We start from the raw sequence: 23,668 nt of genomic DNA on the forward strand, positions 1-23,668 counted from the left end.
CCGGCCACCGAGATGTCACCGGGGACCGACAACCCGGCGTTCGGCATCTCGGCAAGCCGCGCCTGGTCGGTCTCCCGGTGCTCGATGTGGGCGATGCGGCGGTGGCCCAGCGCGGCCAGGTGCGCCACCACGAGCCCGGCACCGGCGAAATCGTCGTCGGTGACGGTGTCGTAGCCGAGCGCCGGACCGTGCCGGCCGATGACCACGGTGGGCACGGTGTCCGCGACGGCCCGCAGGCGGGCGCGGGACGAGACCGGGGCGATCAGCACCACGCCGTCCAGGCTCCGATCGATCATCGCGTCCGAGCATGTCCTGCTGCACCTTGGCGTTCGGCCAAAGCTGATCCATGAAGGGCACGGTGCGGCCGCGATTGATATAGGCGGCCAGGTCGGCCAGCGCGGGGTCGATCGTGGCGCCGGTATCGGGCAGAGCCGGCAGGCTGCCTTGCTTCTGGTTGAAAACAGACTCACCAACGTGGCGGCGGTCTTCGACGGACCGGCCGGTTCGCTGCGGGCCGCCGCCGGTGGACGTGACGGGAAGCTTCGGCTGCGGGAGGTGCGGACCGGAGCGGCGGTCGGCGGGCCGCTGCCGGTGGCGGACTGGCAGGCGGACGCGTGGCGCTGAGCCCAGACGGAGCCGTACTGGCGACGGGGTTGGGTGACGGAACCGTGCAGCTGTCGGACCTGCGCACCGGGCGGTCGATCGGTGGTCCGGTGCGCGGCGACAGCGGTCAGCAGCCGGAGATGGCGTTCAGCCCGGACGGCGCGCGGCTGGCGACCGGCGGGGCCGACGGCACCGTACGCCTGTGGGATTCGCGTACCGGTCAATTGCTCCTGGGACCGCTGAAGGGGAACGAGTATTCCGTTGTAGACCTGCTGTTCAGCCCGGACGGGAAGCAGTTGGCCGTCGTCAACGGCGGCAGCCGCGCCATCGCGTGGATGTGGGACGTGCACTCCGGCCGTCTGATCAGTGGGCCGCTGAACTCGCCCGAGGGGATGGTCTCAGCGGTGGCCTTCGGTCCGGACGGTGCGCTGCTGGCCGCGATCGGCGGCATCAATCAGCCAGTACTGGTGTGGAACCCGCGGAACGGTGCCGCCGTCGCCGGACCGCTGGCCGTCTCCACGGTGACGACCGGGGCGTTCAGCCCGGACGGCCGAACCTTGGCCCTCAACGAGGACGGCGTCGTCCGGTTGTGGGACCTCTGGCCGTTCCGGAACCCGCTGACTCACCTGTGCCAGCGTGTCGGCAGCATCAGCGCGGAGACGTGGCGCGACATGGTCCCCGGCGAGCCCGTACCGGACCCGTGTCGGTGACCCGGCGGGTCGGTCAGCGGGCGACGGCCGGACGGACGGTGGTGGTCCTGGAAACCGGGGACCGGCCGCGGCGGGTGAAGCCCCGCGCGGCGGGCACGCGGGTTTCGTCGCGCGGGGTGGCGTCCGATCTGGTGCGGTTGACGGTGCGGCGCAGGCTCGGGTGCCGGGTCTCCCACGCCTCGCGCACCCGGGAGGGCAGGTGCAGGTCGCGCCAGACCCGGCGCAGCGTGGCCGGGTTGATCAGGTCCTCGACCTCGCCGCAGCCGGCCGCCTCGCACAGGACCTGCTGGTAGGCGTGCCGCAGCTGGGCCGGGTCCTCGAGGTCGTAGCGGCGGCGGCTGGCGTGACCGCAGCTCATGTGGTGCGGCACCTCGAGGACACCGAGGCTGCTGCCGTGCAGGTCTTCGATCCGGTCGGGAACGGCGGGGGTGCGGCGTGCGGCGCTGCGGTTCTTGCGGCCGTCACGGGTGGCGACGTACGACATGACCTCAGGCTAGGGCCGCTCGAGGCCGCGGTCCTCCAACTCCCGGCCACCGGTGACGGCGGAGCAGGCTGTGGCCATTGGGTCAGGGAACGAATTTCACCTCCGGGAAGGCCGGGCTCGGACGTTCGAGCAGCCACTGCCGAAGGTGCCGCAAATGCAGATCAAAAAAGGCGAGGGGGTACGCCCGCTGGATGCGCACCGCCCGGGCCGGCGGTAGCGTGCCGATCCAGTCGGTGACCTGCTCGCCGCTCATCCCGTTGACTGCCGCGAGCTGCGGGATCAGCCACGGGTAGTCGCAGTACCCGATGTGGGTCGCGCCGGCGGTGTGCACCTGGAGCCGCCAGCCGTGCAGGAGCGGCCAGAACTCGCCGACGCCGGACTCGTCGGCGCCCGGGGTGAACGCCGCGGTCATCAGCATGAAGGGACGGTCGAGCTCGGCGGGGCGCGGGCCGGACAGCATCGGGCCGTCCAGGCTGAGCCCGGCGCGCACCCGCCGGTCGGTGTTCATCACCAGGGCGGTTGCGGTCGCGCCCTTGGAGAAGCCGAACATGCCGACGCGGTGCGGGTCGAGCGCGGCGCCGAGACCGGCCGGCAGCGGGCGGCCCTGAGCGTCGGGGTTGCGGCCGGCGGCGAGGTCCTCGATGCGGTCGAGGACGAACCGGATGTCGCGGGCGTGGTCCCAGGGCGTGACCGGAACGTCGTCGGCCGGGAGGCGGAGCCGGCCGTCGGGGAACTCGCCGAACGGGTCGTACGGGTGGTCCACGGTGACCACGACGTAGCCGTGGCTGACGAGTTCCTGGACCACGACGGTGGCCTCGGACCGCTGATCGGCGGCGCCGTGCGAGAACACGACCACCGGCCGCCGGCCGGCCGGCCGCAGCACCGGGGCTCCCTGGTGGCCGGCGGTGCGGGGCGGCGCGACGTCGGCGTCGAGCCCGGCGGACTCGAACAGCGCGTGCATCGGTGCGGCGGGCATCCACGCCTTGACGGGATGGCGCCGGGCGTCCCGGGTGGCCGGATACCAGACGTCGGCCATCAGTTCGGGGTGGTGCCCGGGCCCGGCGACGGGATCGAGGCGGGAGGTGTCGATGAGGTGCAGCGGCACGGTGCCGACGGGGTGTGGTCCGGTGGGCGGGGGCAGCATGAGCCGCTTGGGGGACGCCAGGCCGCGGCCGGCACCGAGCGGCACGGCGACGCCGGCGGCGAGCGCCGCGGTGAGCAGGTGCCGGCGGGTCAGAGAGGCGGTCATCGGTCCTCCGGGGTGTCGGTGGTCGTAGTGCCAATAGGTTTCCACAACAAACCTATCGGCGCTAGTGCGAATCCACCGCCTTGCGGCCGCCCCAGCCGGGCCACCCCCAGCCGGGCCGCCCCCAGCCGGGCCGCCCCCAGCCGGGGTGGCCCGGCCGCGATGGGTCAGGGCAGGTCGATGGGGCGCAACACCCGGTCGATGCCGTGTGCGATCTGCCGGTTGCCGCGGTTGATGTCGAACCGGTTGATCCGCGGGTTGCGATCGCTGCGGTCGGCGTCGACGAGGGCGATCCGCTGGTGCCGGCTGTGCCCGTACACCTGGACCTTGATCTTGGATCCGGTGGCCGTGGTGAGCCTGGCGCCGCCGGCCTTGAGGGCTGCCCTGCGGGTGATCGTGTTGCCCGGGACGACGTGGTAGAGCAGGACGGACTCGACGGTGTCGATGCCGAGGCCGGCGACCGCGGTGAAGGCCTTCCGCTCGCCGGGCAGCCGCCTGGTGTGCTGGAGATCGGCGACCAGCCTGCGGAACGCCAGGTCGTCGGGGAGGAACGCGGTCAGTGCGGTCTTGCCGTCGGCGAGCACGGCAACCGGGCTGGACGGCTTGGCCGCGAGTACGGCTTGCACCGCGGCGGTCAGGATGTCGTAGTCACGGCCGTTGCGGTCGAAGCCACCGGTGTCCGCGGTCAGCACGGCGGCGAGCGACCTCGTCTTCAGCGGCTTCGGGCCGTGCGCGGCGGCCGGCGCGGCGGAGAGGGCGGAGGCGACGATGGCGGCGGTCGCGACGGCGGCGGCCCGCTTACCGAGTCGGGTGATCCTCATCGTGGTGCGTCCTTCCGGATACAGGGTTGGTGGCTGCGGTGCCACCCGCCTGTACTTCGCCCGGCGCACGCCAGTTGGATGCGGGGAATCAGCGTCGGCCGCGGTGCGCGGTCGCCGCGGTGGCGGCCGCGCTGCGAACGTTGCCCAGCCACTCGCCGAGCCGCCGGCGGGCCGGCCCGCGGCGGTATCCGCCGTGCACCGCGCCGGTGGGTGGCGGATCGAACAGCGAGCCAGGACCGGGGGGCGCCGCGGCCGGCTGGGTCACGAGGGCTGCGCTCCACCGGGCGACCACCGTCTCGGTGGCGCGCGGGGCGATCCGGTGGGCGACCAGCGCCAGGTGCGAGACCACGCCGGTGGTCACCTGCCGGCGCGGGCGGCGGGCGCACGAGAGGACCGTGGCGGCCAGGCGTTCCGGTGCGTACGCGGGCGGGATCGCGCGGAGCCGGTGGCCCGAGTGGTTGGCGGCCCGCTCGAAGAACGGGGTGTCGACCGGGCCGGGTAGCAGGAGGCTGACGTGTATCCGGGGGTCGCGGGCGACCGCCTGCTGAAGGTTCAGGGCCAGCCCCCGGATGGCGAACTTGCTCATCGAGTAGAGCGGGACCATCGGATTCGGGAACAGCGACAGCAACGACCCGACCAGCACCAGAGTCCCGTGGCCCTGCGCCCGGAAGGTGGCCAACGCGGCGCGGGCGCACAGCGTGGTGCCGAGGACGTTCGTGTCCACCAGCCGGCGGATCTCGTCGACCGGCTCCGAGCCCAGCGGCCCGGCGATGCCGACGGCCGCCGCCTCGACCCAGACGTCGATCCGCCCGAACCGCTGCACCGCCAGCCGGGCCAGCGCCTCGACCGCCGCCGGATCGGCGATGTCGGCCGGTGTGATCAGCACCTGCGCGCCTCGCTCCCGGCAGTCGTGTTCGACCTGCTCCAGCGCCTCCTTGCCGCGCGAGACCAGCACCAGCCGGGCCCCCTCGGCGGCGAAGGCCAGCGCCGTCGCGCGTCCGATCCCGCTCGACGCTCCCGTGATCAACACGACCGCGTCACCGAATGTCGTTCGCCTAGTCATCACCTCCGGCGTCTACCCACTGACGCGCCGGTCAGTCCCGGCCATCCTCCCGGTGGGAGGATGGCCGCGATGGAGTCTTACGTTGAGCGTCCGCCGCTGCCGGGGCTGGCCGGGATGGTGCGGACGGTCTGGATCCAGCGCACCGGTGATACGGCGTACCGCCAGCGGCACCTGCCCACCGGCGGAGTGGAGATCCACTTTCCGATCGGTGGCGATCCGCAGCTGCTCGGACCGCTGACCGGGCCGCGCGTCGAGGTGCTGCCGGCGCGTACCACCATGGTGGGTGTGCGGTTCCGGCCGGGGGCCGCGCCGTGCCTGCCGACCGGGGCCGACGACCTGGTGGGTCAGCGGGTGGGCCTGGCGGAGCTGTGGGGGAGCGCGGTGGACCGCCTCGTCGAGGCGATCGCCCGAGCCGGTACGCCCGAGCGGGCGCTGACCGTGGTGCAGGCCCATCTGGTCCGGGAGTTGCGGGGTGCGGCGCGGGTGGATCCGCTGGTGGATGCGGCCGTGGCGGCGCTGATGCCCTGGCGCCCGGTCACCATCGACGACCTGGCCGCGCGTCTGGCGCTGTCGGTGAGCCAGCTGCGCCGCCGCTGCCTGCACGCGGTCGGGGTGAGCCCGAAGGTCCTGCAGCGTACGTTGCGGTTTCAGGGGTTTCTCGCGATGGCGCAGGCCGGCGCCGCGGCCGGCATCGCCGGGGCGGCGGCCGAGGTGGGGTACGCCGACCAGGCACACCTCGGCCGGGAATGTCTCCGGCTGACCGGCCGCACCCCGCGCCAGCTGCTCGGCGGCGACGTCGACCGGTGCGCCTGCGGGCATGACCACTCCGCCTCCTACCGGCCCTTCCTGGCGACCCGCCCGCGCGCCTGATCGTGCGCGATTTGTTCAAGCCCCGGCCGCCGGGACGCTCGTAGCTTCTTCCGGCATGAGCAAGGTTTTCAGCGCCCTGAGTGTCTCGGTCGACGGCTACCTCACCGGTCGCAACGCCGGCACCGGTCGGGGGCTCGGCGACGCGCCGATGCTGTTCGACTGGTACTTCGACGGCGACACGCCCAGCCAGGTGCTCGACGGGTTCCGGCTCAGCGCACCCAGCGCCGGCGTCTTCGACGCCCTGGCCGCTCGGATCGGTGCCAGCCTGGCCGGGCGTAACACGTACGACGACTCCGGCTGGTCGGCGGGCGGCACCCCGCACCCGGCGGCCCCGCTGGTGGTGCTCAGCCATCGCCCGCCGCCGGAGCGCCACGACCGGCAGATCTTCGTGAGCACCGGCATCCGGGACGCGATCGCCGCGGCTCGCGAGGTCGCCGGCGGCAAGGACGTCGCGCTGATGGGCGGCGGCGTGGTCACCGAGGCGCTCAAGGAGGGCCTGCTCGACGAGGTGGTCCTGCATCAGGTGCCGATCCTGCTCGGCGGCGGCCGGCCGTTCTTCCAGGCGCTGCCGGCGCACGTACGGCTGCACCTGGTCGAAGCGGTGCCGGCCCCCGGCGTGACGCACCTGCACTACGAGGTGGCCCGATGATCCTGGTCACCGGCGGGCTCGGCATGATCGGCGCGCACACCGCACGGGCTCTGGCCGACCTCGGGCACGAGGTCGTCGTCACCGCGCACGACCGGACCGAGGTTCCGCCGTTCCTGGCCGGCCAGGTCACCGTGGAACGGCTCGACGTCACCGACCGGAACGCGTTCCTGGCCCTGGCCGATCGCCACGACATCGGCGACATCGTCCACCTGGCCGGCGGCATTCCCGGTGCGGATCCGGTGTCCTTCCTCGGTGCCGAGCTGGCCGGCCTGCTCAACGCGCTGCACGCCGCCCGTGTCTGGCGAGTTCGCCGGTGCGCGGTGGCCAGCAGCCTCGGGGTCTACCTAGGCCGTACCGAGATTCCCTGGCACGAGGATCTCGCCCTGCCCACCGCACGGCTGCCGCACCTGATCATCGCGTTCAAGAAGGCCGCCGAGCCGCTCGTCACGCACGGCCTCGACGGCAGCGGCGTCCAGCCGGTGGTGCTGCGGATCGGCAGCACGTGGGGCCCGTTGATGGACCCGGAAAGCCCGTTCAACCGCATTCCGCCGTACCTCAGCGCCGTTCTTCGCGGTGAGCAGCCCGGTCCGCTGCACGCCGACGACGGCGGCGACCACTGCTACGCGCCCGACGCCGGCCGCGCGATCGCTCTGCTGATGAACGCGCCGAACCTGCGGCACGACACCTACAACGTGTCCAGCGGCCGGCCGTTCACCAACCGCGAGTTCGTCGGTGCGGTGCGGGCCGGCACGCCGGGGGTGCGGCTCGACCTGCGTCCTGGGCGGCGGGACGGGCCCGGCGACGACCCGTATCTCGACATCACCCGCCTCACCCAGGACACCGGCTTCGTGCCTGCCTTCGATATCGCTGCCGCGGTTGCCGACTACGTCGCCTGGCGAGCCGGCAACCTCCGCTGAGGGTGCGGATCAGCGCAGCGGCGGGTTCGCCAGCCGGACGAGTTCCTCGGCCTGCTGCGGGAACCAGGCGCCGGCGGCCGGGTCGGCGGTGCCGCCGCGGGCCGGGTCGACGCCCGTGCCGGTGCCGCGGTCACACTGGCCGTCGGACTGGCCGGGGGTCTTGACCCACAGGAAGGCGTCGGCCAGCGGGTCGCCGGTCCGGGTGGTCGGGCGCAGGCCCAGTCCGCGGTCCGGCGGGTTGCACCAGGTCTGCGGGTCGGGCCAGGTGACGCCGGCCGGCGCGGCCCACGGTCCCTGTCCGTTGCGGCTGGTGTCCACGATGAAGTGGGCCAGGCGGCGGGGCGAGACGTCGCCGACGTTGGCGGCGTACCAGGCGTCGCTGAGCGGCCAGGTGCTGAAGTCGCCGGGGCTGGCCGGGTAGTACTGGCTGGCGCACTGTTCGAAGTGGCCGCGCGCCTCGGCCGGCCCCTGGGTGCCGTAGTAGACGCACTTCGAGATCCAGTTGCCGAACTTCAGCTGCCGTTCGGTCGTCTCGTAGTTCGACACGTTGAGGAAGAAGCCGTCGGCCTTGCGCACCCCGGCCTTGACCAGGCGGTCGGCGATGTCACCGACGCCGAGCCAGGCACTGTGCGTGCCGTCGAGGTAGACGCTCGTCCGGGGCAGGGCGGCAAGGCGGTCCACCGCGTAGTTGAGCATCGCGAACCGCTCGGCGGCGGCGGTCGCCGGGTCGGCCTCGTCCGGCTGGCACCACTCCTGGTTGCCGTTGATCGTGGTGTACCAGGGGATGATGCCGAGGCCGTCCGGCTCGAGCACGACGGCCGCCCGCTGCCCGCCGAGGCCGGCGGCGAACGCGTCGATCCACGCCTGGTACTCGGCCACCGAGGTGGCGCCGCCGGCGGAGTACTGCGAGCAGTCCCGGAACGGGATGTTGTACGCGACGAAGACCGGCAGCTTCTTCTTGGCGGCGGCCCGGCGCGCCTCCGCCTTGATCGACTGCGTCAGCGTGCGGCCGGAGCCGCCGGTCACCCAGACCGCCTGCGGGGTTTCGATCATGGTGCGGATCTGGCCGGCCAGGGCGCGCTGACCGGCGGCCTTGAGCTGGGCGATCTGCTGGACGGCGCCGGGGTCGGGCCGCGGCGTATAGAACCGGGTGCCGTCCGGAATCACGGCACTCGCCGGGGAGGAAATCAAGATCAAGGCTGCCGCGGAGGCAGCGAGCGCGGTGGTCACCAGCCGCGCGGAACGGGATATCGACACGTCGGACTCCTGATCGGACGACGGTGGGAGCGTTCCCATCCTTACGCCCGCGCGACGCCTCTGGCAACCGGCTCCGCCGATCCCGCAACTTCCGGAATTACTCCGTAAGTTGTTGACATCGTTCCGGCGCGGTATCGATACTTCTGCCCATCGACGGCTGTCGAACGCCGTGGCTCGAGGAGGTCCCGTGAGCAGGAGTCCTGACCAGCGCCGGAAGCGGACGCGAATCGCCTGGCCGGCAGCGGTACTGCTGTTGGCCGGCGGCGCCGCGATCGTCCAGTCGACCACGCCGGCCGCCGCGGCCGAGACCACGCTGCGGGCCGCCGCCGCCAAGGCCGGCCTGTTCTTCGGGGTCGCCGCCTCGCCCGGCCGGCTCAGCTCCATCGTCGGCCAGGAGTTCAACCAGCTGACGCCCGAGAACGACATGAAGCCGTCCACGATCGCCACGTCCAGCGGCGGGCTGCAGAACACCGGCAACGCGGACACCCTGGTCAACCACGCCCAGACGAACAGCATGCTGGTACGCGGCCACACGATGGTCTGGCACTCGCAGGCCGGTGCGCTGCAGGGTGCCAGCCAGGCGACGCTCAATACGTTCATCGGCAACGCGCTGACCCGGTGGGGCAACAAGGTCGCCTACTGGGACGTCGTCAACGAAGCGCTGGACGACAACAACACCGGCAACCGCCGTACCCAGTGGCCGCACAGCCTCAACCGGGACGCGAACGGCGACGGCGACCTCTTCGACGCGACCGACACCGACGTCATCCGGGACTCGTTCACCCGGGCCAAACAGGTCGTCCAGGCCAACGGGCTGACCACCAAGCTGTGCATCAACGACTACGACGTCGAGGGCCTGACGGTCCGGGGCGGCACCGCCAACCGCAAGGCCAACGCGCTGTACGACATCGTCCGGAACTACCGGCAGCTGATCGACTGCGTCGGGTTCCAGGCGCACTTCAACGACAACCCGAACAGCATCATCTCCGACGACCTGCAGGCCAACATCCAGCGGTTCGCCGACCTCGGCGTCGAGGTGCACCTCACCGAGCTGGACATCGACGACGACCTGAGCAACAACGACATCGGCCAGGGTCAGGCGGACAACTACCGCAAGGTCGTCCGGGCCTGCCTGAACGTCGCCAAGTGCACCGGCATCACGGTGTGGGGCATCGCCGACAGCGAGTCGTGGCGGGCGTCCGAGCGGGGCCTGCTGTTCACCGGCAGCAGCGGCAACTACCAGAAGAAGGCCGCCTACACCGCGGTGCTGGACGAGCTGAACAAGGGCCGTGGGGGTTCGTCCTCCACCCCGCCGGTGCCGCCGTCCGACCCGCCGTCGTCGTCGCCCAGTTCCCCGCCCGCTCCGGCCGGCTGCACGGCGACCGTCTCGCTAAACTCCTGGACCGGCGGTTTCGTCGCCACCGTGACGGTCACCGCCGGGTCGGCACCGGTCAACGGCTGGTCCGTCGGCGTGACCCTGCCCAGCGGCGCCACCGTGTCCAACTCGTGGAACAGCTCCGCCACCGGCACCAGCGGCGCCGTGCGGTTCGCCAACGCGAGCTACAACGGCCGCCTCGGTGCCGGGCAGTCCACCGAGTTCGGCTTCCAGGGCACCGGCTCGGCCGGCAGCCTCACGCCCACGTGCACCGCCACCTGACCGGCTCAGTCCAGGCACCGGTCCAGGAGGGCGAGCAGGGCCGGCGGTCCCCAGCAGCACGATGTCACCGAGGCTGATGACCTTACCGATCGGAGCGACCGGCATGACGTCAACAGATCAAGGTACGTGCCGGTGGCGGGATGGAACTACCCTGTGTCCACAGTGTTGGTTGCGCGAACACGGGGGGTTTCGTGCACAGCCGGCTGGGGCTGCGGACCGAGGTGCGCCCGCTCGATGACGCCTGGAGCGTCCTCGAGGCGGGGCGGTGGCTGCCGTCGCCGGGCGCGCTGTCGCCGGGTTCGCTGCGGGCGATCTATCCGGACGCCCGCTGGGACTGCGCGGTGGTGCTCGCCCGGCTCGGCGAGCGGCCGGTCGGATACCTGGCCGTGCACCGGCGCCGCTTCGGTCCGTGCCGGGACGCGGACTACGACCTCACCCGGGTGTTGGGCCTCGACGGCGAGTACGCGTACCTGGGTGGCCGGCACGACCTGGCCGCCGGTGTGGTTCTCGCCGACCGGCCCGGAGCCGACCCCGGCGAGGTGCGGCGGGCGCTGCTGGCCGGCGGTCTGGCCGAGGTCGGGCGCGCGGGGATCGGCGCGGCGGCCCTGTACGTCCCGGACAGCGAGGTCGCCGACTTCGCCGCCGCGCTGGGCGCGGGCTGCGTGGTGCGCCGGCTGGGCAGCGCCGCCGTGCTCGACCTCGCGGAACCGGGCTATCCGGCCGGGCTCCGGCGGTCGCGGCGCAAGCTGGTCCGGCAGGAGCGGCGGCGCCTGGAAGCCCTGGCAATGACCGTGACCGAGGTGCCCGCGGAGGGCGCGGCCGGCGGCGCGGCGCCGCTGATCGCCGCGGTGCGGCGCGGGCACGGACTGCCCGACCATCCCCGGCTGGTGGCCCACCGCCTCGGGCAGTGGCTGGCCTGCGGCACCGGCGAGCACGTGGCGTTCGAGGTGCGCGACCGGGCCGGAATGCTGCTGGCCGTGTCGTTCGGCTGCCGCGCCGGCGACCGGCTGGACATGTACGACATCGGCCTGGTCGCCGAGCACGAGCACCGCCATCTCGCGTACGCGGCGGCCGGCGTGCACGGCCCGATCCGGCACGCGGAGCGGCACGGCTGCACCACCATCCACCTCGGACTCTCCTCGAGCGCGCCGAAGGTGCTGCGCGGCGCCCGCCTGGTCCCGGTCTGGGGTCTCGCGAATCCGGGAAAGGAATGAATGTCATGGATGTCGACCGGATCGTCCGGAACGTCTGGAGGACCGTCCTGGAAACCGACCGGGCGCAGGACGACGACAACTTCTTCGCGCTCGGCGGCGACTCGCTGAGCGCGATGCGGCTGATGGAGCAGGTCGAGGCCGCCCTGGCCATCGAGTTCCCGCTGCGTACGCTGCTCACCGACGGGCGCCTGTCGGCGCTGATCGCGGCCTGCGTGCAGCTCCATGCCGTCCGCTGAGTCGTCGTTCGCTGGGCCGGCGGCCACGCTCGCCGGCCTGGTGGCGGCGACCGTCGCCCGGCACCCGGACGCGATCGCCGTCGAACTGCCGGACGAGGCGGTCACCTACCGCCGGCTCTGGGACCTGGCCGGCGGCGTCGCGTGCCGGTTGGGTGCGGCCACCCGGGTGGGGCTCGAGGCGGGTGGCGGCCTGGCGACGTACGCCGGCTATCTCGGCGCGCTGCGGGCCGGCGCGGCCGTCGTGCCGGTCGATCCGCGCCAGCCGGCCGGGCGGGCCGCGGACATCCTCCGGCGGGCCGGCGTCGACGCGTTCGTGTCCCGGGGCGACGTCGAGAGCTACGGCGGCGAGGCGCGGCAGGAATCGGGCGCGGTCGCCTACATCCTGTTCACCTCGGGGTCCACCGGCGTGCCCAAGGGCGTGCCGATCACCCACCGGAACGCGCTCGCCTTCCTGGCCACCGCCCTGGACCGGTATGAACTCGGGCCGGGCAGCAGGGTCAGCCACACCTTCGCGCTGACCTTCGACATGTCGGTCCTCGATCTGTTCGGGGCCTGGGGTTCCGGCGCGACGCTGGTGGTGCCGTCGCCCGGCGAGCGGCTGCTCCCGGTCGACTACGTGGTGGGCCGCCGGCTCACCCACCTGGCCGCGGCGCCGTCGCTGGTGTCGCTCGCCATGCGGACCCGGATGCTGTCGCCGGGGTCGATGCCCGATCTGCGCTGGAGCCTGTTCGCCGGCGAGGCGCTCCGGCAGGACCAGGCGGCCGCGTGGTCGGCGGCGGCCGCCGGCAGCGTGGTGGAGAACATCTACGGCCCGACCGAGGCCACCGTGGTGTGCCTCGGTTACCGGCTGCCGGCCGCACCGGGTGACCGGCCGGTCACCCGGAACGGCACGGTGCCGATCGGTGCCGCCCTGCCGGGCGTCGACACGCTGATCCTGGACGACCGGGGGCGTCCGGCGGGCGAGGGCGAGTTATGCGTACGGGGTCCGCAGCGCTTCCACGGTTATCTGGACCCGGAGGATGACGCCGGCCGGTTCGTCGAGTTCGCCGGGGACGGTCCGGCCCGCGGGGTCCCGCCCGGCGTCCGGCCCGCGGATCGGCACTGGTACCGCACCGGCGACCAGGTGCGGATCGAGGACGGTTCGATCGTCTACCTCGGACGGCGGGACCGGCAGCGCAAGCTCCGCGGCCACCGGGTCGAACTGGGCGAGGTGGAGGGTGCGCTGCGGACCGTGCCCGGCGTGCTGGACAGCGCCGTCGTCTGGCGGGACACCTTCGACGGTGGTGAGTTGCTTGCGGTGTGCACGGGCGAGGAACGGCCGGAGCCGGTGCTGCGGCGCGCCCTGAAGGAGCGGCTGCCCGCGTACCTCGTGCCGGCGGGCCTGCGCTGGGCCGCTCAGCTGCCGCTCAACGCCAACGGCAAGACCGACTACGCGGCGGTCCGGGCACTGTGGCCGTGACGGCGGAGCCGCGGCTCGGGGTGGTCTTCGACGAAGGCGCCGCGACCATTCAGGACGTCGTGGCCGCCACCCGGGGGCTGGCCGAACCGGTCTTCCTGGCCCCGGACACGCCGTTCAACCGGACCATGGCTCCCATGCTGGGCGCGCTCGGCGCTGTCGACGCGGACATCCGGTCGGCCCGCGCCGCAGGTTTGGCGGGCGTTCTCACGTACAGCGAAACGCAATTGACCTTGACCTGCCGGCTGGCCACCGAGCTCGGCCTGCCCTTTCACCGCCCGCGGACGGTGGAGCAACTGACCAGCAAGCTGGCGCAGCGCCGAAGCCTGGCGGCCGCGGGGGTGGAGACCGTGCGGGTGGCCCGCATCGACCGGGTGGGCGACTGGCCGGCGGCGGTCGCGCAGGTCGGTCTGCCGCTGGTGCTCAAACCCTGCCGCGGTCAGTCCAGCGCGCACACCCACCTGATCGAGGACACCCGCGCGGGGGAGCGGCTGGTCCGGCTGATCCTGGCCGAGTCGCCGCCCGGCACCGTCCTGCTGGCCGAGGAGTTTCTCGCCGGCCTGGACTGTGCGCCGCTCGGCGACTACGTCTCGGTGGAGAGCGTCGTGCAGGACGGCCATCCGGTGCACATCGCGGTGACCGGCAAGCTTCCGCTGGCCCGGCCGTTCCGGGAGACCGGCCAGTTCTGGCCCGCCGCCCTTACCAAGTCAAACCAGGATGCCGTACGCGCGCGGACCAGCGCGGCGATCCGGGCGTTGGGCGTACGCGACGGCGTGACGCACACCGAGCTGAAACTGACCGCCGGAGGTCCACGGCTGATCGAGGTCAACGGCCGGCTCGGCGGCAACATCAACGAGCTGTCGCTGCGCGCCGGCGGCCCGGATCTGGCCCGGGCCGCCGCCTCGATCGCGCTGAGCCGGCCGGTAGTCGTCGCGCCGCACACGCCGGACCGCGTGCACTTCCAGCTCACCCACCCGGCACCGGACCGGGTGGGCGAACTGGTGCGGGTCACCGGCGTCGAGCGGGTCCGCGCCCATCCCGCGGTCCGGCGATACGTACCCCGGATGCGTCCCGGCGACCGGCTCACCGGCGCGGTCGCGACCCGCAACGTCGACCTGATCTGCGGCGACGCCGCCACCGTGCCGGAGATGGTGACCGCGGTGGCGGAGCTTGCCGCCCTGTCCGGGTACGTCTTCGACACCCCGGACGGCCGGGTCACACTGACCGGCGCGCAGCTTGCACAGTGGCTGCCGGGGTAGGCGGATCGCGCACGCGCGGTCCGGCCACGGCCAGTTCGGGTTGTGGAGCTCGCCTCTCGGTGGTCGACGGGTCAAGATCTGTCGGGTGCGACTCGAAACGGGTGCATTTGCGGCGGTCAGCGGCCGCCGCGGCTTCGGCAGCACAAAGGCTGGCCCGCGCCGGTGGGCGAGGATCCACAAAGCGGCACTATGGGAGAAGGTCCGGTGCCGGCGGCGACGCGATTGCCTCGCGGTCGGTGACCGGGGTGGCGTCGCCGGTGAAACTGTCCAGGTCGGTTACCACCTGGCCGGGGAACAGGTCGGCGGCGATCCGGGCGGACAGCTCGGCCACCGGCGGCGGGGTTCGGCCGGCTAGCGCGATCAGGTTGCCGAAGCGGCGCCCGGCCAGCACCGCGGCGCTCGTCAGCAGGCAGGCGGCGGGGAGCGCGGCGCGGATCGTGGCTACCTGGCCACGGGCGTAGCGCAGCGGCGCCGTCGACGAGGATGCGGGCGGGCCCGCTGCCGTGGGTGGGCCGTCGGCGATGTTGGCGATCAGCCAGCCGGGTGGGGTGAGCACCCGGGCGACCTCTCGGGCGAACTCAACCGAGGTCAGATGGGCGGGAGTGCGGGCGCCGGCGAACACGTCGAGGACCACCAGGTCGTACGCGGCTTCCGGGAGGCCGGCCAGGGCGGCGCGCGCGTCTGCCACGCGTACCTGGACCTGGTCCTCTGCTTTTAAGGGCAGCCGGTGCCGGACCAGCTCTACCAGTTTCCCGTCTACCTCCACCACCAGCTGTGCCGAACCGGGACGGGTGGCCGCCAGGTAGCGCGGGAGGGTGAGTGCGCCGCCGCCCAGGTGCAGCGTGCGTATCGCCCGGCCGCGGGCGGCGACCACGTCGATCGCGGCGGCCATCCGCCGGACGTACTCGAATTCCAGGTGGGCGGGGTCGGCGAGGTCGACATGGGACTGCGGGGCGCCGTCCAGCAGGAGGGTGTACGCGGTGGGGCGGCCGGCGTCGGCGATCAGCTCGGCCACCCCGGAATCGACGGTCTCGACCAGCCGCTCGGACGGCTGCCGCAGTCGGTCGAGCCGGCGCTTCCAGGCCAGCAGGTATTCCGCGGCGCCGTCCGGATCCGGCACACCCGTCATGGTTTCCACCGTCGGTCGGTACGTGAAAGGGGCGCCCACCTCGCGGTGAGCGCCCCTCGAACTTACCTACGGACTAGCGGTAGGTGATGTCGCTCTTGTTCACCTTGCAGTTGGCGTCGTTCCAGCCTTCGCCGATGTACTTGGGCTCGCTGCCCTTGGCGACACCCGTGTACTTGCCACAGGCGACGATGGTGCCGCCGATGGCCGTGACGCGGGTGATGGTGGCGGTGTCGCCCCAGTTGCTGTTGATGCCGGCCAGCATGTCGATGTTGTTCACCAGCACGTTGTCGATCTTGACGTGGCGGGTGTACGAGCTGGTGCAGTTACCGCAGCCGCGGTACAGCTTGCCGGAACCGTTCAGGTAGAAGCCCGAGATGTTCACGGTGCCGTTGCCGTTGTGCTGGAACGTCTTGTCGCTACCGTTGCGCGCGCCGCCGCCGATGACGTAGCTGGTGCCGCCGCCGGTGCCCTTGAAGGTCGCGGCGTCCTCGCCGATGTCGTTCCACCACACGTTGCGGATGGTGCAGGTGCCCTCGCAGTGCACGCCGTCACCGGCCGGGGAGCCGAGGATGACGTTCTGCAGGGTGCCACCGTTGGCGATCTTGAACATCGGGTCCTGGGACTCGTCCTGCGAACCGTCACCGATGCAGCAGTAGGTCTTCATGCCACCGTCGAAGGTGCCCGAGACGTTGACCGTGCCGGAGATGCTCACGTTGCCGGTCGAGGACGGCCACTGGCCGGTCGGCGTGCCCGGGTTGCTGGTGGGCGGCGGGGTGGTCGGGCCGGTGGTGGGGCCGGTCGTCGGGCCGGTCGTCGGGCCGGTGGTCGGGGTCGAGCCGCCACTGGAGTAGGTCTCGAACTCGGCGATCCGCGGCGCGCTGGACGCGCTGGTGATGTCGAAGGTGAGCTTCTTCAGCGACGTCGAGGAGAAGTTGATGGTGCTCGGGGTGCCGCTGCCGCTGGCCAGGACGGAACCGTTGTCGGCGTTGAGCACGCGCCAGGCGCTGATCGAGCCGCCACCGGAGGCGGTCCGGATCACGGCCGAGGACACCGAGGTGGCGCTGCTCCATTTGACCGACACGTATCCGGTCGAGCCGTTCGGCGCCCAGTAGGTGCCGGTGTTGCCGTCCTTGACGTTGCCGTAGCTGGTGCCGCTGGCCTTGCTGGAGCCGTCGGCGCCGCCGTTGAGGCTCAGGTTGTCGGCGGCCATGGCTGGGGATTGTGGCAGCGTCAGCATGATCGCGCCGGTGGCAGCAGCGGTGGCACCCGCGGCTATCCAGCGCAGGGCGACTGATCGTCTCATCCGTGTCTCACCTTAATCGTTCAAGTCTGCGGGCTGGCAGGAAAGCGCTTTCCAGCGGAGAATAGAGACGCCTCGATGTGTTTGACAAGGAGTTGCAGGATTTGCAGTAATCCGGGTCCCAGAATGGGCAAGTGTGATGTACATCATGCCCGGGGCTGACCCAATTTGCCGGTATCACCGCGGCGAAGCATTCAACCCGTTCGCACTCAGTTTCGGGCTGTTCAGGTCGATTTGGATGTAGGAGTGCACGTTTATGGTCTGACAGAGGAGTAGTGACGTGCGGCAGAGCGTTGTCAACCGGGCCGCGGCCGTCGCGCTCGCGGTTGTCGCCGGACTGCTGGTGCTGAGCGTGCTGCTGCTCGGCCGGGCGGTCGATCAGCAGCGGGTGGCGCAGGAGCGGCAGGCGGAGTTCAAGGCGCTGGGTCTTCAGTTGCAGGCGGCGTCGGATTTCCTGACCAACCAGGCTCGTGCGTACGCGGTGACCGCGGACCGCAGGCACCTGGACGCGTACTGGCGCGAGATCGACGAGACCAAGACCCGGGACCACGTGATCAACCGGCTGCAGCAGCTCGGCGCCGAGCAGGCGGAGCTGGACCTGGTGGCCGAGGCGAAGGCGAACTCGGACGCGCTGGTGGCCACGGAGACGCGCTCGCAGCGGCTGGTGCTGGAGGCCGGCGGCGCCGCTCCGGCCGAGATGCCGCCGGCCATCGCCGAATACACCCTCGGTGCCGCCGACCGGGCGCTGAGCGGGACCGGGAAGCTGGCGGTGGCGCGCCGGATCATGTTCGACGCCAAGTACGACGCCGACAAGGCGGTCATCTCCGGACCGCTGGTCAAGTTCCAGGACACCCTCAACCAGCGCGCCCAGCAGGAGGTCAACGACAGTGCCGGCCGCATCGGCACGATGGTCCAGCTGCTGTTCGGGCTGGCCGTGCTGGTGCCGGCGGTGATGGGTGCCGTGCTGTACCTGCTGCAGTCCAAGGTCGGCCGGGTGGTGGTCCGGTACACCCGGACGCTGGCGTCACGCGACCCCAACGACCTGCTGTTCCGGATCGAGCCGGCCGGCTCCCGCGAGCTGCAGGAGCTGGGCGGCGCGTTCAACGACGAGCTCGACCGCAGCCTCAACCTGGTGCGGACCGTGGCCGGCAGTGCGCAGGCGCTGGCCTCGTCCGCCAACGAGCTGTCGCTGACCAGCCAGCGGGTCGCGGTCCGGGCGGAGCAGGCCAACACCGGCACGGCCGAGGTCTCCGCCGCGGCGAACCACGTTTCCGCCAACGTGCAGACCGTGTCCGCGGGCGCGGTGCAGATGGGTGCGTCGATCCGCGAGATCGCGCAGAACGCCGACGAGGCGGCCCGGGTCGGTGCCGACGCGGTGACCGTGGCCGCGTCGACCAACGAGACGGTCGCCAAGCTGGGACAGTCCAGCGCCGAGATCGGCAACGTCATCAAGGTGATCACGTCAATCGCCGAGCAGACCAATCTGCTGGCCCTCAACGCCACGATCGAGGCGGCGCGGGCCGGCGAGTCGGGCAAGGGTTTCGCCGTCGTGGCCAGCGAGGTCAAGGACCTCGCCCAGGGAACCGCGCAGGCCACCGAGGAGATCTCGTCGCGCATCCAGGCGATCCAGTCGGACACCAGCGCCGCCGTGGAAGCGATCCGCCAGATCTCCGACGTCATCGAGCGGATCAACGACTATCAGACCGCGATCGCCGGCGCGGTCGAGGAGCAGACCGCCACGACCAGCGAGATGAGCCGCAACGTCACCGAGGCCGCGGACGGCTCCGGGCGCATCGCGGAGAACATCTCGTCGGTCACCGAGGCCACCCAGGCGGCGGTCACCGAGATCGCCGAGGCCAAGCGGGCCGCGGCGGCACTGGCCGGGATGGGCGCTCAGCTGGAGGCGCTGGTCGGCGGCTACCGCTACTAGAGTTCTCCGCAGGAATGCGATGGTTTCGCGGAAGTGTCCGGGTTGCGACGCTAGGTTGTCGGTGTGGATCGACGGCACCTGCTGACCCTCGGGATCGGCGCCGCGATCGGTGGGGCCGGCTGCGACCGGCGGCCGCCGCCCAGCGTTCCCACCGGGCCGGTCGTGGCGAAGCTGGCCGACACGGTCCATCCCTCCAACCCGTCGGTGGCGGCGGAACGCTACTTCGCCGAGCAGGTGGCCACGCTGACCCAGGACCGCTACCGCATCGACGTGGCGGCCGGCGGCCTGCTCGGCGACGACAGCCGGGTCAACGAAATGGTGCGGACCGGTCAGATCGCGTTCGCGAAAACGCTGGTGAACAATCTTTCGGCGTACGACAAAAGGCTTGGTGTGCTGACGCTGCCGTTTGCGTTCTCCGGTGAGCAGGAATGCATGGCGGCGCTGAACGGTGAGCTGGGCCGGCGCTGCACGGCGATTCTCGACGAGTCCGGCCTCATCGTGCTGGCCTATTTCTATGCCGGTGAGCGCAGCCTCTACAACGGCAAACGCCCGATCCACACCCCGGCCGACGTGCAGGGCCTGCGCATTCGGGTGCCGCAGAGCATCGTTTCGATCGACATCGTCAATGCCATGGGCGGCAGTGCGGTGCCGATGGCCAACAACGAGATCCTGTCCGCGCTCCAGGAACAGGTGGTGCACGGGGCCGAGAACAACCCGGTCTTCTATCTCACCGAGGGGCACGCGCTCTATGCGCCGTACTACTCCCGGACCCGTCACCAGCAGAGCATCGACGTGCTGATCGCCAGCCGCAAATGGTTGTCCGAGCAACCGGCCGACGTGCAGGGCGCGATCCGGGAGGCCGGGCGCCGGACACAGACCGAGGAGATCCGGCTCTGGCGCCAGGGGGCGGCGCGCGCCGCGAAACGCGCCAAGGACGAGGGCGCGATCGTGAACGACGTCGACATCGCGGCCTTCCGGCGGGTACTCGCGCCGGTCGTCCGCGAGCACCGCGGAACCTTCGGCGACCTGGCCTCGCTGCTGCCCGACGCTTGACGGCCATCGTGCGCCGGGGTTCTCTTGGGCGTGCGCGTGTCGACGGGGGGATCGGTGCTGGCCCGCCGGTTCGAGGAACGCATCGCCTTCCTGCGGCGGCTGCCGGATGCCGGCTGGCGGGTGCTCTCCGCCTACACCGCGGTCCGGCTGCTGTCGGCGCTGGTGCCGGCCGGCACGGCGCTGGCCACCGAGGCCCTGCTGAACGGGGCGGTACGCGACGCGATCCTGCTGCCGCTGCTCGCGCTCAGCGGGATCCTGCTGGCCGGCCAGTTGGGCACCGTGGCGGAGCCGCCGTTCCGGGCGGTCCTGGAGGGACGGATCAACGGCGCGCACCGCAGCCGGCTCGCCGCCCGGGTGGCCGGTGCCGGCACGATCAGCCGGCTCGAGGACGCGGCGGTCCAGGACCTGGTCCGGACGGCGACCGCGGATCCGATGGACTGGGTGGAGAAGACCCCGGCGGACGGCGCCCTGACCGAGCTCAGCCTGCTGATCCGGTTCGTCGGCCTGTTCTCCGCGGCCGCCGTCGTGGCGCGCTGGTCGCTGTGGCTGGTGCCGCTGATCGTGCTACCGGCCATGCTGGTGCGGCTGATCACCGTACGGCAATGGGTGACCCACTACCGGATCTGGACCGCGGGGATCAGCCACAGCCGGCGTTACCTCTACTGGGGTGAGGTGTCGACCACCGCGGCCGAGGGCAAGGAGCTCCGGGTGTTCGGGCTGGCCCGGTGGCTGATCGGCAAGCACCAGGGCCACATGCATCAGCATCTCGACCCGGTGTGGGCGGACGATGCGCGCTCCGCCCGGGTGGTGAGGCTGCGGCTGGTCGTCACCGCGCTGCCGCTCGGCACCGCGTACCTGGTGGTCGGGATGGGCGCCGCGCGGGGCGAGGGCGCCGTCTCGCTGGCGGCCGCGGTGCTGGCCGCGGCCTGGGGCATCTTCACGACGATGGGGCAGGCCGGGGACGCGGTCAACACCGAGGGCGCCCGGCCGGTGCTGCGGGCCGACCGGGCACTCGACGACGCGCTGGGCCGTCCGCCGGCCGCCGCGCCGGAGACCGGCCGGAGCCCCGTGGCGCCGGGCGCGCCGCTGATCCGGTTCGAGCACGTCAGCTTCCGGTATCCCGGTGCCGACCGGCCGGTCCTCACCGACGTGCACCTGGAGATCCGGCCGGGCGAGATGCTCGCGCTGGTGGGCATGAACGGGGCCGGCAAGTCGACGCTCACCAACCTGCTGGCCGGCCTCTACCCGCCGACGTCGGGCCGGATCACCGCGGACGGGGCCGGCATCGAGACGATCGACCGGTGGCAGCGGCGGATCTCGGTGGTGTTCCAGGACTTCGTGCGCTACCCGCTGTCGCTGCGGGACAACATCGTGCTGGGGCAGGCCACCGCGGTGCCGGACGAGGAGAAGATGCGGATGGCCGCGCACGACGCCGGCCTCGACCCGGTGGTGGAGCGGCTGGCGCGGGGCTGGGACACGCCGATCTCGGTGACCGTCGACGGCGGCGTCGACCTGTCCGGCGGCCAGTGGCAGCAGGTGGCCCTCGCCCGGGCCCTGTACGCCGTGCGGCACGACGCCCGCATCCTGGTGCTCGACGAGCCGACCGCCCACCTCGACGTCCGTACCGAGGCGCAGCTGTTCCAGAAGCTGATCGGCCGGACCGACGGCATCACCACCCTGCTGATCTCGCACCGTCTCTCCACGGTGCGGCAGGCGGACCGGATCATCCTGCTCGACGGCGGCCGTGTCACCGAGTCCGGCACGCACGACGAGTTGATGGCCGGCGACGGCCGGTACGCCGAGATGTACCGCCTGCAGGCCGAGCGGTTCAACCGGGGCCTGGCCGACTGGGCCGAGCCCGAGGCGGCGTCATGACGACGTACCTCCGCCTGTGGACGGAGATGTTCCGGCTGTGCTGGCGCAAGCGCCCGGGCATGACGGCGCTCGTCCTGCTCCTGCAGCTGGTCAACACGGCCGCCTTCGCGGTGGTCGGGCTGGCGCTCAAGGCCCTGGTCGACGAGATGAGCAGCGGTGGCGGCGTCGACGTCGCGGCGCTGACCGTGGCCGCGTTCGGTGCGGCGCTGGCCTTCGCCCTCGACTGGACGATCGGCGAACTCGCCGCCGTGCTGACCGTCCACCTCGTCGACAGCGTCGGCCTGACCGGGGTGGAACCGGAGATCCTCGGCATCTGCGCGGGCCTGGACGGCATCGATCATCTCGAACGCGCCGAGTTCCTGGACCGGGTGACCGCGGTCCGCGGACAGGGGTGGGCCGTCGTGGAGTCGGCCTGGTCGGTGCTGCTGTCCGTGCTCGTGGTGGTGCGGCTGCTGGTCACGGTCGCGGTGCTCGCCTCGGCCGCGGTCTGGCTGCTGCTGCTCGTGCCGGGCGCCGCCGTGCAGTTGTGGCTGGACGCCCGGGGCAAGCGGCGGGTGATCGCCACCGAGGTCGCGGTCGCCGGCGACGTGCGCCTGCAACGCGCCCTGTTCCGCCTGCTCACCGAGCCGGCCTCGGTCAAGGAGATCCAGGTCGCCGGCGTGGGGGACGAACTGCGGGCCCGGCAGCGCGCGGTCTGGGACGGCATCGTCCGCGCGCGCACCTCGGCCTGGATGACCGCCGGGATCTGGTCGTCCGCCGGCTGGCTGCTGTTCGCCGTCTCGTACACCGTGGGGCTGGGCCTGACGGTGGCCCGGGGCGGCTCGGCCGGCGCGGTGGTCCTGGCCGTCACCCTGGGCGCCCAGCTGCGCACCGTGCTGGAGTCGGCGTTGCGCAGCTCGACCGCCGCCGCCGAGTCACGCCGGGTGCTGGAACCGTTCCGGTGGTTGCGGCGGTACGCCGCGGAGCAGCGTCGCCGGCACGGCAGCGGCCAGGCACCGCCGGAGAAGCTCCGCGACGGCATCACGCTGGACCGGGTGTCGTTCCGCTACCACGGCGGTGTCGCACCCGCCGTGCACGAGGTCTCCGTGACGCTGCCGGCCGGGTCGGTGGTCGCCGTGGTGGGCGAGTACGGCTCCGGCAAGACCACCCTGGTCAAGCTGCTGGCCAAGATGTACGAGCCGACCTCGGGCGCGATCCGGGTGGACGGCGCGGACCTCGGCGACCTGGACACCGCGCAGTGGCGGCTCGCGATGAGCGCCGCCTTCCAGGACTTCGGCCGGTACGAGACCACGCTGGCCGAGGCGGTCGGCCTGGGCGACATCACGGCACCGGAAACCGCCCGGCAGGCGGCGATCGAGGCCGCGGACGCGAACGGGCTGGTCGACCAGCTGCCGGACGGACCCGGCACGCTGCTCGGCACCCGGTTCGGCGGTCGCGGGCTGTCCGAGGGCCAGTGGCAGAAGGTGGCCCTCGCGCGCGCGTGCATGCGTACGTCACCTTTGTTGTTTGTCCTGGACGAGCCGACGGCGTCACTGGACGCACCCAGCGAACACCTGATCTTCCAGCGCTACATGCGGCGGGCCGGCGAGATCGCGGCGACCTCGGGTGGCATCACCCTGATCGTCTCGCACCGCTTCTCGACGGTTGCGGACGCCGACCTGATCCTGGTGCTGGAGGACGGCCGGCTGATCGAGTCGGGCTCTCATCAGGAACTTCTCGAGCACGGCGGCACCTACGCCGACCTGTACGGCCTGCAGGCCACCGCGTACGCGCTCGGCAACGAGGGCACGCTGCCGGCGATGTGACCGCGCCGGCGCCGGCCGCGAAAGTCAACCATGGCCTTCGATGTCGCTCCATGCTAGTTTTGCCGCCATGCCCGGCAAAAGTCTCCCTAGGCAGAGGCCGAGGCTCGGGATTTCTCCGGTTATCGGGATGCGAC

Annotated in this window: 21 protein-coding genes and 1 pseudogene; 14 read left to right on the plus strand and 8 right to left on the minus strand. The window is 72.1% G+C overall.

Annotated features, from left to right (window positions below):
• Positions 1-296: pseudogene (locus tag Ari01nite_RS42280) on the minus strand (hypothetical protein); the annotation flags it as partial.
• Between the two features lie 178 nt (positions 297-474).
• Here Ari01nite_RS42280 and Ari01nite_RS42285 point away from each other — a divergent pair.
• On the plus strand, positions 475-624 hold the full coding sequence (locus tag Ari01nite_RS42285; protein ID WP_203789389.1) for a hypothetical protein: 150 nt from the start codon (positions 475-477) through the stop codon (positions 622-624).
• Between the two features lie 44 nt (positions 625-668).
• On the plus strand, positions 669-1,313 hold the full coding sequence (locus tag Ari01nite_RS42290; RefSeq protein ID WP_203789391.1) for a WD40 repeat domain-containing protein: 645 nt from the start codon (positions 669-671) through the stop codon (positions 1,311-1,313).
• 13 nt (positions 1,314-1,326) lie between these two features.
• Here the strand turns inward: Ari01nite_RS42290 and Ari01nite_RS42295 are convergent, their stop codons facing one another.
• The 4 genes from Ari01nite_RS42295 to Ari01nite_RS42310 form a co-directional block, all read right to left on the minus strand.
• The gene (locus Ari01nite_RS42295) at positions 1,327-1,797 is read right to left on the minus strand and encodes a hypothetical protein (protein WP_203789393.1); all 471 of its coding nucleotides are present in this window, start codon (positions 1,795-1,797) and stop codon (positions 1,327-1,329) included.
• An 82-nt stretch (positions 1,798-1,879) separates the two neighbouring features.
• Positions 1,880-3,046 (minus strand): alpha/beta hydrolase family protein, encoded by a 1,167-nt coding sequence (locus tag Ari01nite_RS42300; protein WP_203789395.1) that lies wholly within the window; start codon positions 3,044-3,046, stop codon positions 1,880-1,882.
• 164 nt (positions 3,047-3,210) lie between these two features.
• Positions 3,211-3,864: a fasciclin domain-containing protein gene (locus Ari01nite_RS42305; RefSeq protein WP_203789398.1), complete on the minus strand. Its 654-nt coding sequence runs from the start codon at positions 3,862-3,864 to the stop codon at positions 3,211-3,213.
• An 88-nt stretch (positions 3,865-3,952) separates the two neighbouring features.
• Entirely contained in the window at positions 3,953-4,894 is a 942-nt protein-coding gene (locus Ari01nite_RS42310; protein ID WP_239163487.1) for an SDR family NAD(P)-dependent oxidoreductase, read from the minus strand.
• A 102-nt stretch (positions 4,895-4,996) separates the two neighbouring features.
• Between Ari01nite_RS42310 and Ari01nite_RS42315 the strand changes: the two genes are divergently transcribed.
• From Ari01nite_RS42315 to Ari01nite_RS42325, 3 genes are read left to right on the plus strand one after another with little or no spacing between them, the layout of a single operon-like run.
• The gene (locus Ari01nite_RS42315; RefSeq protein ID WP_203789402.1) at positions 4,997-5,797 is read left to right on the plus strand and encodes a helix-turn-helix domain-containing protein; all 801 of its coding nucleotides are present in this window, start codon (positions 4,997-4,999) and stop codon (positions 5,795-5,797) included.
• Positions 5,798-5,852: 55 nt separating this feature from the next.
• A complete protein-coding gene (locus Ari01nite_RS42320) occupies positions 5,853-6,446 on the plus strand; it encodes a dihydrofolate reductase family protein (RefSeq protein WP_203789404.1) in 594 nt (197 codons plus the stop codon).
• A complete protein-coding gene (locus Ari01nite_RS42325; RefSeq protein ID WP_203789406.1) occupies positions 6,443-7,363 on the plus strand; it encodes an NAD-dependent epimerase/dehydratase family protein in 921 nt (306 codons plus the stop codon). Before Ari01nite_RS42320 ends, Ari01nite_RS42325 begins: the two co-directional genes overlap by 4 nt.
• 9 nt (positions 7,364-7,372) lie before the next feature.
• Here Ari01nite_RS42325 and Ari01nite_RS42330 read toward each other — a convergent pair whose 3' ends face one another.
• Positions 7,373-8,620, minus strand: coding sequence for a glycoside hydrolase family 6 protein (locus tag Ari01nite_RS42330; protein WP_438872286.1), 1,248 nt, complete (start codon positions 8,618-8,620; stop codon positions 7,373-7,375).
• Positions 8,621-8,807: 187 nt separating this feature from the next.
• Between Ari01nite_RS42330 and Ari01nite_RS42335 the strand changes: the two genes are divergently transcribed.
• The 5 genes from Ari01nite_RS42335 (at position 8,808) to Ari01nite_RS42355 (ending at position 14,442) form a co-directional block, all read left to right on the plus strand.
• A complete protein-coding gene (locus Ari01nite_RS42335) occupies positions 8,808-10,277 on the plus strand; it encodes an endo-1,4-beta-xylanase (protein ID WP_203789408.1) in 1,470 nt (489 codons plus the stop codon).
• Between the two features lie 191 nt (positions 10,278-10,468).
• The gene (locus Ari01nite_RS42340; RefSeq protein ID WP_203789410.1) at positions 10,469-11,491 is read left to right on the plus strand and encodes a GNAT family N-acetyltransferase; all 1,023 of its coding nucleotides are present in this window, start codon (positions 10,469-10,471) and stop codon (positions 11,489-11,491) included.
• A 5-nt stretch (positions 11,492-11,496) separates the two neighbouring features.
• Positions 11,497-11,727: a phosphopantetheine-binding protein gene (locus tag Ari01nite_RS42345; RefSeq protein ID WP_203789412.1), complete on the plus strand. Its 231-nt coding sequence runs from the start codon at positions 11,497-11,499 to the stop codon at positions 11,725-11,727.
• Positions 11,714-13,186, plus strand: coding sequence for an AMP-binding protein (locus Ari01nite_RS42350; RefSeq protein WP_203789414.1), 1,473 nt, complete (start codon positions 11,714-11,716; stop codon positions 13,184-13,186). The genes Ari01nite_RS42345 and Ari01nite_RS42350 overlap by 14 nt, the downstream gene beginning before the upstream one ends.
• Positions 13,183-14,442 carry an ATP-grasp domain-containing protein gene (locus Ari01nite_RS42355; protein ID WP_203789416.1) on the plus strand — a complete coding sequence of 420 codons (1,260 nt, stop codon included), beginning with the start codon at positions 13,183-13,185 and terminating at the stop codon, positions 14,440-14,442. Before Ari01nite_RS42350 ends, Ari01nite_RS42355 begins: the two co-directional genes overlap by 4 nt.
• 187 nt (positions 14,443-14,629) lie before the next feature.
• Here the strand turns inward: Ari01nite_RS42355 and Ari01nite_RS42360 are convergent, their stop codons facing one another.
• Together Ari01nite_RS42360 and Ari01nite_RS42365 are read right to left on the minus strand one after the other, a co-directional pair.
• Positions 14,630-15,571 (minus strand): spermidine synthase, encoded by a 942-nt coding sequence (locus tag Ari01nite_RS42360; protein ID WP_203789418.1) that lies wholly within the window; start codon positions 15,569-15,571, stop codon positions 14,630-14,632.
• Between the two features lie 73 nt (positions 15,572-15,644).
• On the minus strand, positions 15,645-16,874 hold the full coding sequence (locus tag Ari01nite_RS42365) for a pectate lyase (protein WP_203789420.1): 1,230 nt from the start codon (positions 16,872-16,874) through the stop codon (positions 15,645-15,647).
• Positions 16,875-17,151: 277 nt separating this feature from the next.
• On the opposite strand from Ari01nite_RS42365, the gene Ari01nite_RS42370 reads away from it, so the two are divergent.
• The 4 genes from Ari01nite_RS42370 to Ari01nite_RS42385 all read left to right on the plus strand — a co-directional run bounded on the left by Ari01nite_RS42370 (position 17,152) and on the right by Ari01nite_RS42385 (position 23,534).
• Complete coding sequence (locus Ari01nite_RS42370; protein WP_239163488.1) at positions 17,152-18,801, plus strand: methyl-accepting chemotaxis protein; 1,650 nt, start codon at positions 17,152-17,154, stop codon at positions 18,799-18,801.
• 63 nt (positions 18,802-18,864) lie between these two features.
• The gene (gene dctP / locus Ari01nite_RS42375; protein ID WP_203789422.1) at positions 18,865-19,854 is read left to right on the plus strand and encodes a TRAP transporter substrate-binding protein DctP; all 990 of its coding nucleotides are present in this window, start codon (positions 18,865-18,867) and stop codon (positions 19,852-19,854) included.
• 36 nt (positions 19,855-19,890) lie between these two features.
• Positions 19,891-21,729 (plus strand): ABC transporter ATP-binding protein, encoded by a 1,839-nt coding sequence (locus tag Ari01nite_RS42380; protein WP_203789424.1) that lies wholly within the window; start codon positions 19,891-19,893, stop codon positions 21,727-21,729.
• On the plus strand, positions 21,726-23,534 hold the full coding sequence (locus tag Ari01nite_RS42385; protein ID WP_203789426.1) for an ABC transporter ATP-binding protein: 1,809 nt from the start codon (positions 21,726-21,728) through the stop codon (positions 23,532-23,534). The genes Ari01nite_RS42380 and Ari01nite_RS42385 overlap by 4 nt, the downstream gene beginning before the upstream one ends.
• The last annotated feature ends 134 nt before the right edge of the window (positions 23,535-23,668 follow it).

It is taken from the genome of Paractinoplanes rishiriensis, assembly GCF_016862375.1.
Lineage (GTDB): Bacteria > Actinomycetota > Actinomycetes > Mycobacteriales > Micromonosporaceae > Actinoplanes > Actinoplanes rishiriensis.